Consider the following 13,333-nt stretch of genomic DNA (forward strand, 5'->3'; position numbering starts at 1 on the left):
CAGTAAGACTAACCCACCCTACGGCACCGCGCTTGTCGCTACCGCCACAGCCTCATCAACGCCCCATGCTTTCCGGTAACGGGATCGGCCGGCGGCAGCGCAACTTGCGGAATCGTCTTCAGCGCTTCCGCATGGTTCTCCGGCGTCGCCCGCGTGATCTCCATTTTTGCGCCGGGCGGATAGGCCCCGATCACGCAGAAATCACCGCTCGCCTTGATGCATTGATGCCCTGTGCCGGCGGGCAGGATCGCGACGTCGCTGGCCTTGAGGTCCAGCTCCCGGCCGCGGTCGCCGCCGAAACGGACGCGGGCGCTGCCGCGCGCGACGCCGAGTACCTCATGCACCGTCGCGTGATAATGCAGATAATCGTAGACGCCGTTGCGCCAAGTGCCGCCCCAGCCGTTCCCTTCGAACAGGTCTTCGATGGTCGCTTCCGGATGCTTCGGATCGAGCCTTACCGCGCCCTGGTAGACCAGGAACGGGAGGATGTTGTTCGGCACGAGGCCATCGTCCTCGAACACGATGGCGAGCGGCTCGGCATTGTCGCGGACGACGGACATGGGGGCTCCCACTGGCAACCGACCGGAATCAAGAGGGCTCAAGCCCTCTTGTTCCAAACGACACTCCATACGCCGGCTTGACCGAGATCAAGGCGTAGGCGGCCATTGGCGGGCACGCAAATCAAAGCGAAGGAGAGGGAACGTCATGCACGCATCCGACGTTGCGCAGCGACATTTCTCGGCGGCCATCGACGAGGCGGAAACAGCCGGGCTCGGGCACGAAGCCGTCTGCCGGGCATTGCTCAATCTGGTGATCTCGAAATATCTGGAGACGAGGTCAGTCGCCGACATCCAGGCGGAGCTGCGCTTCATCGCCGAGAACTGCGATCCCGACACGGACTTCATGTTCATGCGTCCGTGAGGGCCGGCCCCGGCGGACTCGTCCGCCGAGTGGTCGCTTATGCGCTCTTCTTCTGCCGCATCAAATCGGCGAACCGCTTGAACAGGTAGTGCGAGTCCCGCGGCCCGGGTGAGGCCTCGGGGTGGTATTGCACCGAGAACACCGGCTTGCCGTCGAGCTGGATGCCGCAATTGGAGCCGTCGAACAGCGAGATGTGGGTCTGCGTCGCGCCCTTCGGCAGCGTCGTCTCGTCGACGGCAAAGCCGTGGTTCATCGAGGTGATCTCGACCTTGCCGGTGGTCTCGTCCTTCACCGGATGATTGGCGCCGTGATGGCCCTGATGCATCTTCTTGGTTCTGGCGCCGACGGCGAGGCCCAGCATCTGGTGGCCGAGGCAGATCCCGAAGGTCGGCGTGCCGGACTTGATCACGTCCCGGATCACAGGCACGGCATATTTGCCGGTCGCGGCCGGATCGCCCGGACCGTTGGACAGGAACACGCCATCCGGCTTCATTGCCAGGATATCTTCGGACGAAGTCGTCGCCGGCACCACCGTCACCTTGCAGCCGACGCCGGCGAGCAGGCGCAGGATGTTGCGCTTGATGCCGTAGTCGATGGCGACGACATTGAACTCCGGCTTGTCCTGCCGGCCGAAGCCCTGGTCCCACAGCCACGGCGTCTCGTCCCAGGTGAAGCGCTGGCCGGAGGTGACCATCGGCACCAGGTCCATGCCCTCGAGGCCCGGCCATTCGCGCGCTTCTTCCTTCAGGCCATGCAAGTCGAACTCGCCGGTCCTGGAATGCGCGATCACCGCGTTGGGCATGCCCTTGGAGCGGATCAGCGCGGTCAGCGCGCGGGTGTCGATGCCGGAGAGGCCGATGATGCCGCGCGCCTTCAGCCAGGCGTCGAGATGCTTGGTGGCACGATAGTTCGAGGGATCGGTGATCGCGGTGCGCAGGATCACGCCGCGCGCGCCTGGCGTCGCGGCCATGTTGACCGTTTCGATGTCGTCCTCGTTGGTGCCGACATTGCCGATATGCGGGAAGGTGAAGGTGATGAGCTGCCCGGCATAGGAGGGATCGGTGAGGATCTCCTCGTAACCGGTCATCGCGGTGTTGAAGCAGACTTCACCGACGGCGTGGCCTTCGGCGCCGAGACCGAAGCCCTCGAGCACCGTGCCGTCGGCAAGCACGAGGAGCGCGGTCGGTTTGTGGTCCGGCCATGCGGGATCGTTGTCATGTTGTGTCATGAGCGCGCTTCATAATCCCCGCAGACGCCGCCGTCAAAGCGGAGAAGGGCCGATTCACATGCGTTTTTGCATATTTGACAGCCCGTCTCGGGTACTTAAGCTTGGCCGCACAATTTCCGGCAATTTCCTGGGCTCACGAGGCAATAATGGACCAGACCACCCCGATTCTGCTGGTTCCGGGGCTGGCCTCCTCGGCCCGGATCTACGCCCCTGTCATCCCGGCGCTATGGCGCTCTGGCCCCGTGATGATCGCCAACCACATCCGCGACGACAGCATCGCGGCGATCGCCCGCCGTATCCTCGCCGAGGCGCCGCCGCGCTTCGCCCTCGCTGGCCATTCCATGGGCGGCTACATCGCGCTCGAGATCATGCGCCAGGCGCCCGAGCGGGTGGCAAGGCTTGCCTTGATCAACACCCAGGCGCGGCCCGACACGCCGGAGGCGACCGCGCGTCGCCTGGGCTTGATGGAGCGGGCGAGGCGCGGCGAGCTCCGTGCCATCCGCGAGGAAAGCTTTCCGGAACTCGTGCATCCGTCCCGGCGCGACGATGCTGAGCTTCTCAAGCTGGTGCATGCGCAGGATGAGGACGTCGGTATCGACGGCTATCTGCGGCAGCAGACCGCGATCATCGCCCGGGTGGATTCGCGCCCGACGCTTTCAGCCATCAAGTGCCCGACATTGGTGCTGACGGGCGATGCCGACAACACCATCCCGAATGCGCTCTCGAAGGAGATGGCCGAGGGCATCGTCGGCGCAAGGCTCGTGATCCTCGATCGCTGCGGGCACCTGCCCCAAGCCGAGCAGCCGGAAGCGACCGTGCGGGCACTCACCGAATGGCTCGGAAGCGAGGTTGTCTCAGGGGCGCGAACGGCCTAGATCAGGCGCTGTATATTCGAGGGGATCACGACCATGCTGCGCGACGACATCAACAATGCGGTCAAGGAGGCCATGAAGGCCAAGGACGAGCGCAAGCTGTCCACGCTGCGCATGGTCAACTCGACCATCAAGAACGCCGACATCGACGCTCGCGGCAGCGGCAAGCCGCCGTTGTCGGACTCCGACATCCTCGCCGTGCTGCAGAAGATGATCAAGCAGCGCCAGGAGGCGGTCGAGCTCTATGACAAGGGCGGCCGCGCCGAGCTCGCAGCGCAGGAGCGCGAGGAGATCGCGGTGATCTCGGCGTATCTGCCGAAGCAGATGTCGGATGACGAGGTGAAGAAGGCGATCGCGGATGCGATCGCCGAGACCGGTGCCGCCGGCATGAAGGACATGGGCAAGGTGATCGCCATGCTGCGCGCGAAATACGCGGGCCAGATGGACTTTGGCAAGGCGTCCGGCTTGGTGAAGGCCGCGCTGTCGGGCTAGGCCGTCATTCCGGGGCGTGCGGAGCACGAGCTATGATGCGCAATTGCGCATCAGAGAATCCATCGTGTCGCCAACTCTGTTGATCAATGGATTCCGGGTTCGCGCTTTGCGCGCCCCGGAATGACAAAAAAGAACAAGGGGAGGCACGATGACCGCCATCAAACCGTTTCGCATCGCCATCAGCGACGACATCCTCACCGACCTCAAATCGCGTCTCGCCCGCACGCGCTGGCCGGAGGCGGAGCTGGTCGACGACTGGAGCCAGGGCGCGCCGCTGAAATGGATCCGCGAGATCTGCGCCTACTGGGCGAATGACTACGACTGGCGGGTGCGCGAGGCGAAGCTCAACCGGTTCGCGCAGTTCACCACCGAGATCGACCGGCTCGACATCCACTTCATCCACGCCCGCTCGAAGGAGCCGTCCGCGCTGCCGCTGATCATCACCCATGGCTGGCCCGGCTCGATCGTCGAATTCCAGAAGGTGATCGCGCCGCTGACCGACCCCGTTGCGCATGGCGGCAATCCCGCGGATGCGTTTCATGTCGTCTGTCCCTCGCTGCCGGGGTTCGGCTTCTCGGCCAAACCCAAGGCGACCGGCTGGGGCGTCGACCGCATCGCCGCGACCTGGGCGAAGCTGATGCAGCGGCTCGGCTATGTGCGCTACGGCGCGCAGGGCGGCGACTGGGGCTCGGCGGTGACGAGCTCTCTCGGCGCGCAGGATGCCGAGCACTGCGCCGGCATCCACATCACGTTGTCCTTCAACTCGCCGCCGCGCATCGAGGGCGAGCCGGCGGCGGACGAGACGCGCGCGCTGGCCGGCCTCAAGCACTATGTCGATCTCGACTCCGGCTATTCCAAGCAGCAATCGACGCGCCCGCAGACGCTCGGCTATGGCCTCACGGATTCCCCGAGCGGGCAGGCGGCCTGGATCCTGGAAAAATTCTGGGCCTGGACCGATTGCAATGGGCACCCCGAAAACATCTTCAGCAGAGACGAGCTGCTCGACAACGTCATGCTCTATTGGGCGACGCAGACGGCGACCTCCTCGGCGCGGCTCTATTGGGAGAGCTTTGGCAAGCGCCGCACCACGCCGATGGTGAAGGTGCCCACGGGCGTCGCCGTGTTCCCCAAGGAGATCATCACCCCGGTGCGGCGCTGGATGGAGCCGAACTTCCCGGTCATCACCCACTGGAGCGAGATGGAGAAGGGCGGGCATTTCGCTGCCTTCGAGCAGCCGGAGCTGTTCGTGCGCGAGGTCAGGAAATTCTTCGTGACGGTGCGGTGAGCCTCCGCCGTCATTCCGGACTCGCCCTGCGGGCGCCCCAGAATGACGTCGTGGGGCTTGTCCCGCGCATTTGCGGCTCTAGACTGCGCAGTAACAACAAGACACCGGGAAGACGACCAAGCGCATGCTCACCGAAGCCGCAACCTACGACGAGCTCTACCGCAATTTCCGTTGGGACATCCCGGCGCGCTTCAACATGGCGGAGGCGTGCTGCGATCGCCATGCCGACGGAACGGGGCGGCTCGCGCTGATCTATGTCGACGACAACGGCGCCACCAGCCGCACCTCCTTCGACGAGGTCGCCGAGATGTCGCGCCGCTTTGCCAATGTGCTGAAGGCGGACGGGCTCGTGCGGGGTGACCGCGTCGCGGTATTCCTGTCGCAATCGCTGGAATTGCCGATCGCGCATATGGCAGCGTTCCGCTCCGGCCTGATCTCGATCCCGCTGTTCGCGCTGTTCGGCGAGGACGCGCTGGAGTTTCGCCTGTCGAATTCGCAAGCAAGGGCCATCATCACCGATGAGGCGGGCTGGGAGAAGCTTACGAAGATCCGCGATCGGTTGCCCTATTTGCAGGACATCTATGTCACGAGCAGCGCCGTCCACGCCGGCGCAAAGCCGTTCTGGTCAGCGATCGAAGCCGCATCCGAGGACTTCGCGACCGTCGACACCTCGTGCGATGATCCCGCGCTGATCATCTACACCTCGGGCACCACGGGCAACCCGAAGGGGGCGCTGCATGCGCACCGCGTCGTGCTCGGTCATCTCCCCAACGTCGAGATGTGTCACAACTTCCTGCCGCGCCCCGGCGATCTCATGTGGACGCCGGCGGACTGGGCCTGGATCGGCGGGCTCATCAACGGTCTGTTCGCATTCTGGTATCACGGTATTCCGCTGGTCGGTCACCGCGCGCGAAAGTTCGAGCCGCAGGCGGCGATGCAGATGATGGCCGATCTCGGCGTGCGCAACGTCTTCCTGCCGCCGACGGCGCTGAAGCTGATGCGGCAGGCCGGCGTGAAGCATCCCGGCGTCAAGCTGCGCAGCATATTTACGGGCGGCGAATCGCTCGGTGGCGAACTGCTCGGCTGGGTGCGCGAGACCTTCGGCATTGATGCCCACGAAGTATTTGGCCAGACCGAGTGCAACCTCGTGATCGGCAGCAACTCGAATCTCTTTCCGATCCGCCCGGGTTCGATGGGCAGGGCGACGCCGGGCTTCGACGTCCGCATCGTCAACGACAAGGGCGAGGAATTGCCGCGGGGACAGCGCGGCATCATCGGCGTGCGCCAGCCTTGTCCCGTCACCATGCTCGAATACTGGCGCAATCCGGAGGCGACGGCGAAGAAATATGCCGGCGAGTTCCTGCTGACCGGCGATCTCGGCGTGCAGGACGAGGACGGCTATTTCTGGTATGTCAGCCGCGAGGACGACGTCATCACCACCGCCGGCTATCGCGTCGGTCCCTCCGAGATCGAGCACACGCTGATGAAGCATCCGTCGGTGGCGATGGCGGCGGTGGTCGGCATTCCCGATCCGATCCGCACCGAATCGATCAAGGCCTGGATCGTGCTGCGTCCGGGCTTTGCCGGCAGCGATGCGCTGGCGCGCGAGATCCAGGAGTTCGTCAAGGTGCAGCTCGCAGCCCACGAATACCCGCGCTTCGTGGAGTTCGCCGAGACGCTGCCGATGACGGCGACCGGCAAGGTGCTGCGGCGCGAGCTGCGGGCCAAAGGCTGACATCTTACAAGGGCTAGCTTCCTGCAATGGCAAAGGCGTCTCGAGCCGCGGGACTCCACCGCGCTTCACTCGACAAGCTGCACGATCTGGATGCGGCGCTGGAGCTCATGTATTATGGCTGGCGCGGGATGACGCTGGAGGCCGACGACTATCTCGCCAAGCAGGGCCTGTCGCGTCCGCATCATCGTATCCTCTACGTGGTGGCGCGCCGGCCCGACATTGCGATCGGCGCGCTGATCGAGATCCTCGGCATCTCCAAGCAGGCCGTCAACCGGCCGCTCAATCTGCTCTTGGAGCGCAAGCTTCTGACCTCGAAGCGCTCGCCCGAGCAGCACCGCTCGAAACTGCTGCGCCTGACGGAAGCGGGGCGACGCATCGAGCAGCGGGCCTCCGACCACGAGCGCAAGGTGCTGCGCGAAGCGTTCGATCGCGCGGGCGCGTCGGGTGCGGCCGGTTGGATGGGCGTGATGGGGGCGATCGCCGACAACAACTGACGGAGATCTCAAGTCAACATGGTTGACATGAGGGGCGAGCTTTGTCACCTTCCCGGCCACGAGCCAGGGAGGATCCGTGTCATGAGCGGACAGGCAATGAATCGGGCGACCGCCGAACGCTTTGTCGCGGCGTGGTGCGCGAATTGGTGCAGGGTCGATATCGACGCGGTCGTCGCGCATTTCGCCGACAACGCGCAGATGCGCAGCCCTCTCGCTCTCACACTGACCGGTTCTCCGACCGTCGCCGGCACCGAGAACATCCGCGCCTACTGGCGGAGGGCCTATGGTCACATCGAAAGCGCCGACCTGAAGATCCTGAGCTGGAGCTGGGACGACACCATCGCGCGACTGACGGTGTGGTGGCAGCTGGGCGATACGCGCGCCAGCGAGTTCATGGATTTTGACGAAACGGGACGCGTCGTGCGCAGCGAAGCCTTTTACGGAAAATAGCCATGCGTCTTTCGGATTTCATCCTGCTTCTCAACACGCTCTGGTTCGTCGGTGCCTTTATCCAGTTCAGCATCGCACAAGCCAACACGCTGAAGATCCTGCTGCCGCGGGAAGAGCGCAGCAATCCGATCGCGCCGACCCTTGCGGCCAGCGTGGCGTTCCTGGGCGGAATGAATTTGCCGATCGGGCTGCTGTCGCTCTATCTTCTGGCCGCCCGTCCGTCCTTCTTCCAGCCGACCGAAGCGCAGCTCGCGCTGTTCCTGTTCTTCGCCGCCTGCCATTTCAGCCAGTTCGTCTACAACGTCCCGGTCCTGATGCGCGGAGGCCGCGTCGGGGTGGCCTACTGGCCGGTGTTGAAGGGCCCGATGCTCCGGATCTTCGTCATCGACGCGGCCCTGTTCGCGGCCAATCTCGGCGTTGCGCTCCTTTTGGTGTCGCGTGCCTGACCAGCGCGATGCTCCAGGCTGAGCGATAGCGGTATCTCCTGACCGCTCAACTCCTGGTGCAAGGATTGAAAGAGCGAGCTAACATCGGCCCCGACAACGCGCGGCGAAGATCGCGTGAGGGAGGAAGCTGATGTCCATCTCGGGCAAGGTCGATCCGGTGGTGCGTCCCGTGGCGGCGACCGACATCGCCGAGGCGCTGGTCGAAGGCCTGCGCGATTTCCAGGCGCTGCCTCTTTACGGTCTCTGCTTCGGCGCGCTCTACGCCGCCGGCGGCATCGCCATCATGCTCTGTCTCACCGCCTTCGGCATGGTCTATCTCGTCTATCCCCTTGCCGCCGGTTTTGCGCTGATCGGGCCGTTCGTGGCGATCGCCCTCTACGAGGTCAGCCGCCGCCGCGAGCGCGGCGAGCCGGTCTCATTCGGTGCGATCTGGTCGGCAATCCGTTCGCGCAGCGAGATCGGCTGGATGGCCTTCGTCACGCTGTTCATGTTCGTGGTCTGGATGTACCAGGTGCGGCTCCTGATCGCGCTGCTGCTCGGCCTCAATGCCTCGTTCTCGAGCCTGCAGGAATTCATGACGGTGGTGCTGACCACCAACGAGGGCCTGCTGTTCCTCGGCATCGGCAATGCAGTCGGCGCCGTGCTGTCGCTGATCCTGTTCTCGCTGACCGTCGTCTCGTTCCCGCTGCTGCTCGACCGGGAGGTTGACTTCGTCACGGCCATGGTGACGAGCGTGCGCGCCGTCGTCGCGAGCCCGGTGCCGATGATCTCGTGGGCCGCCGTGATCGTGATGCTGCTGATCGTCTCGGCGCTGCCCTACTTTCTCGGGCTGATCGTGACGCTGCCGGTCCTTGGGCATGCGACCTGGCACCTTTATCGGCGCTTGGTGGCGCCGGTTCCGCAAATCTGACGTCGTCCCGGCCTTCGCCGGCACGACCGTGTCGCGGCTACGGCGTCTTGATCCCGATCGCCTGCAGCGCGTCGAGCATCCGCTGCGGCGGGCCGAGCTTGACGACCAGCGGCTTGCCCGTCTCAAGCAGGCTCTTGAGGCTGGATAGGATCGCCGGCCAGCCGGAGCGCCCGCCTGCAAGGATGTCGTCACTGAGCGGGCGGTCGTGGCCTTCGCTCATGGTGAGCCGGACCGCATCGCCGACCTGTTCGATCTCGTAGGTGACGAGAGTCGGGCCGAGCTTTTCGACCAGCTCGGGCCAGTTCACGTTGAACGTGACCGAGAGCTTCCGCGGCGGATCGTAGGCGAGAACCTCGCCGCTGATGTGCAGCGCGCCATCAGGCGTGCGCACGATGAACGCGCCGCCAAGGCGAGGCTCGACCTCCACGGCGTTGCCGAAGAAATACTGCTTGCTGAACGCGGCCGAGGTCAGCGCCTCCCATACCTTGTCCGGCGTCGAGGCGATGTAGATGGTGTAAACCGTAAGCGGCCTGAACTGATCGAGGTTCATTTTGCGTCGAATCCCTTGTTGAGGGCCGCGCGGGGAATGGCGAGGACTTTGCCAGTCTCCAGGAGACTCTTGAGTCCGGACAGGATCGCCGGCCAGCCATTGGAGACGGCGCCGAGATATTTGCCGCCCTCGACGAAGCCGTCATGCAGCACGGTCAATCGCACGAGCGAGCCGAAAGGCTCGAGCGTGAAGACGACGCGCGAGATCGGCTCGCCGCGAAGCTCCTCGTACTTCTGGTGCTTGAAGCTGTAGGACAGCCGTCGCGGCGGATCGGCCTCCAAGATCTCGCCGGAATCGGTGATCTCGCCGTCGAGCGTGAGCGCGAAGGGGGAGCCGACCTTCCAGTTCGATTTCACTTCGGCGCCGAACCAGTACTGCCTGGTGAACTCGCTCGACGTCAGCGCCTCCCACAGCTTTTCCGGAGTGGTCTCGATATAGCTCACGTAGACGAATTGCGGCTTACTCATCGCGCTTCTCCAACTGGCGTTTCAACTCGCCGAGTGCGGCGAGCTTGCCGCGCTCGAATTTCCGGATCCAGCGTTCGCCGATCTGGTGAATCGGCACCGGGTTGAGGTAGTGCAGCTTCTCGCGCCCGTGCCTGATGGTGGTGACCAGGTTGGCGTCTTCGAGAATGACAAGGTGCTTGGTCACGGCCTGCCGTGTCATCGCAAGTCCCTCGCAGAGCTCGTTCAGCGTCTGGCCATTCCTGGCGTGAAGCCTGTCCAATAGCGAGCGTCGTGACGCATCGGCGAGCGCTTTGAAGACCTCATCCATGGCAGCGATAATAGGCAACCAAATGGTTGCGTGTCAAGTCCAGCTTTGCTGGAACAGCGCATGCGGCACCGTCTTCCGTTCCCGTCTCCGCCATGCATTAATGCGCGCAAACCGCAGCGAGTCCTCCCCATGATGTCCATGCAAGCCTATCTCGCCTTCGTCGCCGCCTGCATTGCGCTGGCGCTGCTGCCGGGGCCGATCGTCACTCTCGTCATCGCCAACGGGCTGCGCCACGGCACGCGCGCGGCGCTCACCAACGTTGCCGGCGCGCAGGCCGGCCTTGCCATCGTGATCGGCATCGTCGCGGTCGGCCTCACCTCGCTGATGGCGACCATGGGCTACTGGTTCGACTGGGTGCGCTTTGCCGGCGCCGCTTATCTGGTCTGGCTCGGGATCAAGCTGATCTGGGCGCCGGTCGCGGGCGTCGATCTCGAGGCGCCGCCACCGCCGCCGCGCGGCGGCTTCTTCCTGCAGGGCTTCCTGGTGCTGCTGTCGAACCCGAAGGTGCTGGTGTTCTTCGGCGCCTTCATCCCGCAGTTCATGGACATGAACCGGCCGCATTTTCCGCAAGTCGCGCTCTTGGGCGCCACCTTCATGGTCACCGCGGTGATGACGGATGCGCTCTATGCCGTCGCCGCCGGGCGCGCCCGAAAGTTCTTCTCGGCCCGCCGCACGCGGATGATGTCGCGCATCTCCGGCGGCTTCATGATCGGCGGCGGCATCTGGCTGGCGCTTACACGGGCGAAGTGAGCATCAAGCATTTCCATCCTTGCGCAGCTCAGCTTCGATCTCGCGAAGGATCCGCGCCAGCCGCTCGGCCCATTGTTGCTGGCCGGTCTCGTCGGTGATCAGGTCCTGGCGGATTTCGATGCCGGTGTTGATCAGCCCGCGCGCCTCGCCGTGGACGGGGATGGTGTAGTCGGTGGTGTCGCTCACCGCGTAAGGCTGGTTGTCGCCGACGACGAGGTCGCTCTCCTTGCGCAGGTGCCGCAGCATCAGCCGCGGCAGCACCGTGTCGCGGTGATAGAGCGTGCCGATGTGCCAGGGCCGCGGATCGCGGTGATAGACGGGCGTGAAGCTGTGCAGCGCCACCAGCACCGTCGGCTCGCCCGCCTGCACGCGCGCATCGATGCCGCGCCCGATCCGGCCGTGATAGGGATCGAAGATCTCGCGCCGGCGCATCTCCTTGGCCGCGGCCGACAGATTCTCGTTGCCGGGGATGGCGGTCGCCTCTGAGATCACGGGGATCGAGCTTGCCGCCGCAGGCGGGCGGTTGCAGTCGATCACGAGGCGCGAATAGCGCTGCGCGACCAGATGCGCGTCGAGCATCGTGGCGAGCCGCTCGGCGACGCCGGCGATGCCGATGTCCCAGGCGATGTGCCTGACAAGCTCGCTTTCAGCGACGCCGAGATCGCCGAGCGCGCGGGGCAGCACCCGCCCGTAATGATCCGCGGTGAGCAGGAAGGGCGATGTCCCTGCCGCATTCACCTCATGCACGGGCGGAATGTCGCCCTCGCCGAGCAGTTGATCGGTCGCCTCGGCTGTGTGCAGGTCCATCCTGATTGCCTATGAAACGATAACGTGTGTAAACGGAGTAGCGGCATCGCACCGACGCCGCAACGTCAGAGCACCATGACCTCCGATCGCCTCTTCGTCTACGGCACCCTGATGCGTGGCTTCGACCATCCGATGGCGCGGCTGCTCGCGGGCCATGCGGAATTTCTGGGGGAAGCGACCTGCCGCGGCCGGCTCGTTCTGGTGAAGCACTATCCGGGATTGCTGCTCTCCGACGCGTCGACGGACCTCGTCCATGGCGAGCTCTTTCGCCTGCACGTGCCGGACGAGCTCCTGCGCGAGCTCGACATGTACGAGGCCTGCGGCGAAGGCTTTCCAGAGCCGACCGAATATCTGCGCCAGCTGGTCGACGTGACGCTGCCTGGCGACGCCACGGAGAAGGCGTGGACCTACGTCTACAATTGGCCGGTTACGGGCCTGCCGCGCATCGAGTCCGGCCGTTTCCTGGAGCACTAGAGCGTTTTCGAGCGAAGTGGACACCGGTTCGCGTCAAGAACACGCGTCAAAACAAGAGTCTAGAGCCCCGTTCCGATTCCATCGGAACGGGAAAGGCTCTAAGCCGACAGCACTTCCTTCACCAGGCGCACGTCGACCTCGCGCTCGACATAGGTCCACTCCTCGGTGCCCCTGAGCATCGCCACCAGCTCCTCGAACAGCGCGGCATGCGCGGGGGCGAATTCGAACCAGGTCAGGAAGTCGAAAGGGCCGCCGAGGTCGCGGCAGTGATAGAGCTGGCGCGCAATCGCAGGCAGGAAGCGCAGGCTGCTCGCAATGTGATGCGACTTGTCCTCGAAGATCCTGCGGCGCTCTTCCTGGGTCAGCTCCCACCAGGCCTGCGACTTGCGGATCGGAATCAGCGCGGCGCTCGTTGCCTCCAGCCGGCCGAGACCAGCCTGCGCGGCCACGAGCTGCTGCTTCTCGGGCCGCTCTGTGTAGCGCAAGCTGCTCGCGACACCCACCAGCCGCCACGCATTGCGCGAGGGCACCAGCGGCAACGAGACGGCTTCGCTGTCGGTGACCGACAGCGCCGGCACGAAGGGCAGGGGCTCGCCCGCCACGGGCGAAATCGAGGTCACACGCCAGCCCCCGGTCTGGCCGCCTCGAAAGGTCCTGAACATGGGGGTATGGAAGCGTGGAACCGCGCGCGGTTCAAGCTTTTCCGGTCATTCCGGGTTCGCCCTGCGGGCGCCCCGGAATGACCGGGAGGAAGGCAGGCTGTGAACAGCGCGTATAAGCCCGACAAACCTGACTTCTGGCCAGCCTGCACCTATATCCCTGATCCTTCGCCCGACTCACCCGGTTTCGCGCTAGACACACCCCCATGCGCTTCACGCCCCAGTTCCTCGACGAGCTTCGCGCCCGGCTTTCGGTCTCCGAAGTCGTGGGCAAGCGCGTCAAGCTGAAGAAGGCGGGGAGGGAGTGGAAGGGGCTGTCGCCGTTCCAGCAGGAGAAGACGCCGTCCTTCTACGTCAATGACCAGAAGGGTTTTTACCACGACTTCTCCTCCGGCAAGCACGGCGACATCATCACCTTCGTGATGGAGACCGATGGCTTGCCGTTCGCCGAGGCCGTCGAGCGGCTCGCCAGCATGGCGGGCCTGC

The 13,333-nt window shown here is 64.8% G+C and carries 19 protein-coding genes; 12 read left to right on the forward strand and 7 right to left on the reverse strand.

Going from position 1 to position 13,333, the window contains the following annotated elements; translation table 11 throughout:
- Positions 1–38: 38 nt before the first annotated feature.
- A complete protein-coding gene (locus tag IC50_RS31570; RefSeq protein ID WP_035714492.1) occupies positions 39–560 on the reverse strand; it encodes a hypothetical protein in 522 nt (173 codons plus the stop codon).
- A 145-nt stretch (positions 561–705) separates the two neighbouring features.
- On the opposite strand from IC50_RS31570, the gene IC50_RS31575 reads away from it, so the two are divergent.
- Positions 706–921 (forward strand): hypothetical protein, encoded by a 216-nt coding sequence (locus IC50_RS31575; protein WP_035714494.1) that lies wholly within the window; start codon positions 706–708, stop codon positions 919–921.
- A gap of 37 nt (positions 922–958) precedes the next feature.
- On the opposite strand, the gene carA is transcribed toward IC50_RS31575, so the two are convergent.
- Positions 959–2,149 (reverse strand): glutamine-hydrolyzing carbamoyl-phosphate synthase small subunit, encoded by a 1,191-nt coding sequence (gene carA, locus IC50_RS31580; RefSeq protein ID WP_035714496.1) that lies wholly within the window; start codon positions 2,147–2,149, stop codon positions 959–961.
- 146 nt (positions 2,150–2,295) lie between these two features.
- On the opposite strand from carA, the gene IC50_RS31585 reads away from it, so the two are divergent.
- From IC50_RS31585 to IC50_RS31620, 8 genes are all read left to right on the forward strand, one after another.
- Positions 2,296–3,024, forward strand: a complete 729-nt coding sequence (locus IC50_RS31585; RefSeq protein ID WP_035714499.1) for an alpha/beta fold hydrolase — start codon at positions 2,296–2,298, stop codon at positions 3,022–3,024.
- 33 nt (positions 3,025–3,057) lie between these two features.
- Positions 3,058–3,513 carry a GatB/YqeY domain-containing protein gene (locus IC50_RS31590; RefSeq protein WP_035714501.1) on the forward strand — a complete coding sequence of 152 codons (456 nt, stop codon included), beginning with the start codon at positions 3,058–3,060 and terminating at the stop codon, positions 3,511–3,513.
- A 148-nt stretch (positions 3,514–3,661) separates the two neighbouring features.
- The gene (locus IC50_RS31595) at positions 3,662–4,798 is read left to right on the forward strand and encodes an epoxide hydrolase family protein (protein WP_035714504.1); all 1,137 of its coding nucleotides are present in this window, start codon (positions 3,662–3,664) and stop codon (positions 4,796–4,798) included.
- Between the two features lie 124 nt (positions 4,799–4,922).
- The gene (locus IC50_RS31600; protein ID WP_035714507.1) at positions 4,923–6,533 is read left to right on the forward strand and encodes an acyl-CoA synthetase; all 1,611 of its coding nucleotides are present in this window, start codon (positions 4,923–4,925) and stop codon (positions 6,531–6,533) included.
- A gap of 26 nt (positions 6,534–6,559) precedes the next feature.
- The gene (locus IC50_RS31605) at positions 6,560–7,027 is read left to right on the forward strand and encodes a MarR family transcriptional regulator (protein WP_035714510.1); all 468 of its coding nucleotides are present in this window, start codon (positions 6,560–6,562) and stop codon (positions 7,025–7,027) included.
- Between the two features lie 81 nt (positions 7,028–7,108).
- Positions 7,109–7,477: a nuclear transport factor 2 family protein gene (locus IC50_RS31610; RefSeq protein ID WP_035714512.1), complete on the forward strand. Its 369-nt coding sequence runs from the start codon at positions 7,109–7,111 to the stop codon at positions 7,475–7,477.
- Between the two features lie 2 nt (positions 7,478–7,479).
- Complete coding sequence (locus IC50_RS31615) at positions 7,480–7,923, forward strand: hypothetical protein (RefSeq protein ID WP_035714516.1); 444 nt, start codon at positions 7,480–7,482, stop codon at positions 7,921–7,923.
- 130 nt (positions 7,924–8,053) lie between these two features.
- On the forward strand, positions 8,054–8,833 hold the full coding sequence (locus IC50_RS31620; protein ID WP_035714519.1) for a DUF2189 domain-containing protein: 780 nt from the start codon (positions 8,054–8,056) through the stop codon (positions 8,831–8,833).
- 37 nt (positions 8,834–8,870) lie between these two features.
- Here IC50_RS31620 and IC50_RS31625 read toward each other — a convergent pair whose 3' ends face one another.
- The 3 genes from IC50_RS31625 to IC50_RS31635 are packed head-to-tail and all read right to left on the reverse strand — an operon-like array spanning position 8,871 to position 10,157.
- Complete coding sequence (locus tag IC50_RS31625; RefSeq protein WP_035714522.1) at positions 8,871–9,383, reverse strand: SRPBCC family protein; 513 nt, start codon at positions 9,381–9,383, stop codon at positions 8,871–8,873.
- Positions 9,380–9,850, reverse strand: coding sequence for an SRPBCC family protein (locus IC50_RS31630; protein WP_035714524.1), 471 nt, complete (start codon positions 9,848–9,850; stop codon positions 9,380–9,382). Before IC50_RS31630 ends, IC50_RS31625 begins: the two co-directional genes overlap by 4 nt.
- Positions 9,843–10,157 carry an ArsR/SmtB family transcription factor gene (locus IC50_RS31635; protein ID WP_035714529.1) on the reverse strand — a complete coding sequence of 105 codons (315 nt, stop codon included), beginning with the start codon at positions 10,155–10,157 and terminating at the stop codon, positions 9,843–9,845. Before IC50_RS31635 ends, IC50_RS31630 begins: the two co-directional genes overlap by 8 nt.
- Before the next feature lie 129 nt (positions 10,158–10,286).
- Between IC50_RS31635 and IC50_RS31640 the strand changes: the two genes are divergently transcribed.
- The gene (locus IC50_RS31640) at positions 10,287–10,907 is read left to right on the forward strand and encodes a LysE family translocator (protein WP_081492563.1); all 621 of its coding nucleotides are present in this window, start codon (positions 10,287–10,289) and stop codon (positions 10,905–10,907) included.
- 3 nt (positions 10,908–10,910) lie between these two features.
- Here the strand turns inward: IC50_RS31640 and IC50_RS31645 are convergent, their stop codons facing one another.
- Positions 10,911–11,714 carry an N-formylglutamate amidohydrolase gene (locus IC50_RS31645; protein WP_035714531.1) on the reverse strand — a complete coding sequence of 268 codons (804 nt, stop codon included), beginning with the start codon at positions 11,712–11,714 and terminating at the stop codon, positions 10,911–10,913.
- A gap of 75 nt (positions 11,715–11,789) precedes the next feature.
- On the opposite strand from IC50_RS31645, the gene IC50_RS31650 reads away from it, so the two are divergent.
- The gene (locus tag IC50_RS31650; RefSeq protein ID WP_035714535.1) at positions 11,790–12,188 is read left to right on the forward strand and encodes a gamma-glutamylcyclotransferase family protein; all 399 of its coding nucleotides are present in this window, start codon (positions 11,790–11,792) and stop codon (positions 12,186–12,188) included.
- Positions 12,189–12,286: 98 nt separating this feature from the next.
- Here IC50_RS31650 and IC50_RS31655 read toward each other — a convergent pair whose 3' ends face one another.
- Positions 12,287–12,850 carry a chlorite dismutase family protein gene (locus IC50_RS31655; RefSeq protein WP_035714537.1) on the reverse strand — a complete coding sequence of 188 codons (564 nt, stop codon included), beginning with the start codon at positions 12,848–12,850 and terminating at the stop codon, positions 12,287–12,289.
- A 203-nt stretch (positions 12,851–13,053) separates the two neighbouring features.
- Here IC50_RS31655 and IC50_RS31660 point away from each other — a divergent pair.
- A partial coding sequence (locus tag IC50_RS31660) for a CHC2 zinc finger domain-containing protein (RefSeq protein WP_244429686.1) occupies positions 13,054–13,333 on the forward strand: 280 nt, incomplete at its 3' end.

Origin of the sequence: Bradyrhizobium genomosp. I (2014), from assembly GCF_000261685.1 — a bacterium.
Lineage (GTDB): Bacteria > Pseudomonadota > Alphaproteobacteria > Rhizobiales > Xanthobacteraceae > Bradyrhizobium.

Excerpts from the sequence above, each read along its gene's own strand:
- IC50_RS31630 (WP_035714524.1), bottom strand. The coding sequence starts at position 9,850 with ATGAGTAAGCCGCAATTCGTCTACGTGAGCTATATCGAGACCACTCCG.
- carA (WP_035714496.1), bottom strand. The coding sequence starts at position 2,149 with ATGACACAACATGACAACGATCCCGCATGGCCGGACCACAAACCGACC.
- IC50_RS31605 (WP_035714510.1), top strand. The coding sequence starts at position 6,560 with ATGGCAAAGGCGTCTCGAGCCGCGGGACTCCACCGCGCTTCACTCGAC.
- IC50_RS31585 (WP_035714499.1), top strand. The coding sequence starts at position 2,296 with ATGGACCAGACCACCCCGATTCTGCTGGTTCCGGGGCTGGCCTCCTCG.
- IC50_RS31625 (WP_035714522.1), bottom strand. The coding sequence starts at position 9,383 with ATGAACCTCGATCAGTTCAGGCCGCTTACGGTTTACACCATCTACATC.
- IC50_RS31600 (WP_035714507.1), top strand. The coding sequence starts at position 4,923 with ATGCTCACCGAAGCCGCAACCTACGACGAGCTCTACCGCAATTTCCGT.
- IC50_RS31650 (WP_035714535.1), top strand. The coding sequence starts at position 11,790 with ATGACCTCCGATCGCCTCTTCGTCTACGGCACCCTGATGCGTGGCTTC.
- IC50_RS31645 (WP_035714531.1), bottom strand. The coding sequence starts at position 11,714 with ATGGACCTGCACACAGCCGAGGCGACCGATCAACTGCTCGGCGAGGGC.
- IC50_RS31615 (WP_035714516.1), top strand. The coding sequence starts at position 7,480 with ATGCGTCTTTCGGATTTCATCCTGCTTCTCAACACGCTCTGGTTCGTC.
- IC50_RS31640 (WP_081492563.1), top strand. The coding sequence starts at position 10,287 with ATGATGTCCATGCAAGCCTATCTCGCCTTCGTCGCCGCCTGCATTGCG.
- IC50_RS31575 (WP_035714494.1), top strand. The coding sequence starts at position 706 with ATGCACGCATCCGACGTTGCGCAGCGACATTTCTCGGCGGCCATCGAC.
- IC50_RS31610 (WP_035714512.1), top strand. The coding sequence starts at position 7,109 with ATGAGCGGACAGGCAATGAATCGGGCGACCGCCGAACGCTTTGTCGCG.
- IC50_RS31635 (WP_035714529.1), bottom strand. The coding sequence starts at position 10,157 with ATGGATGAGGTCTTCAAAGCGCTCGCCGATGCGTCACGACGCTCGCTA.
- IC50_RS31590 (WP_035714501.1), top strand. The coding sequence starts at position 3,058 with ATGCTGCGCGACGACATCAACAATGCGGTCAAGGAGGCCATGAAGGCC.
- IC50_RS31620 (WP_035714519.1), top strand. The coding sequence starts at position 8,054 with ATGTCCATCTCGGGCAAGGTCGATCCGGTGGTGCGTCCCGTGGCGGCG.
- IC50_RS31595 (WP_035714504.1), top strand. The coding sequence starts at position 3,662 with ATGACCGCCATCAAACCGTTTCGCATCGCCATCAGCGACGACATCCTC.
- IC50_RS31655 (WP_035714537.1), bottom strand. The coding sequence starts at position 12,850 with ATGTTCAGGACCTTTCGAGGCGGCCAGACCGGGGGCTGGCGTGTGACC.
- IC50_RS31570 (WP_035714492.1), bottom strand. The coding sequence starts at position 560 with ATGTCCGTCGTCCGCGACAATGCCGAGCCGCTCGCCATCGTGTTCGAG.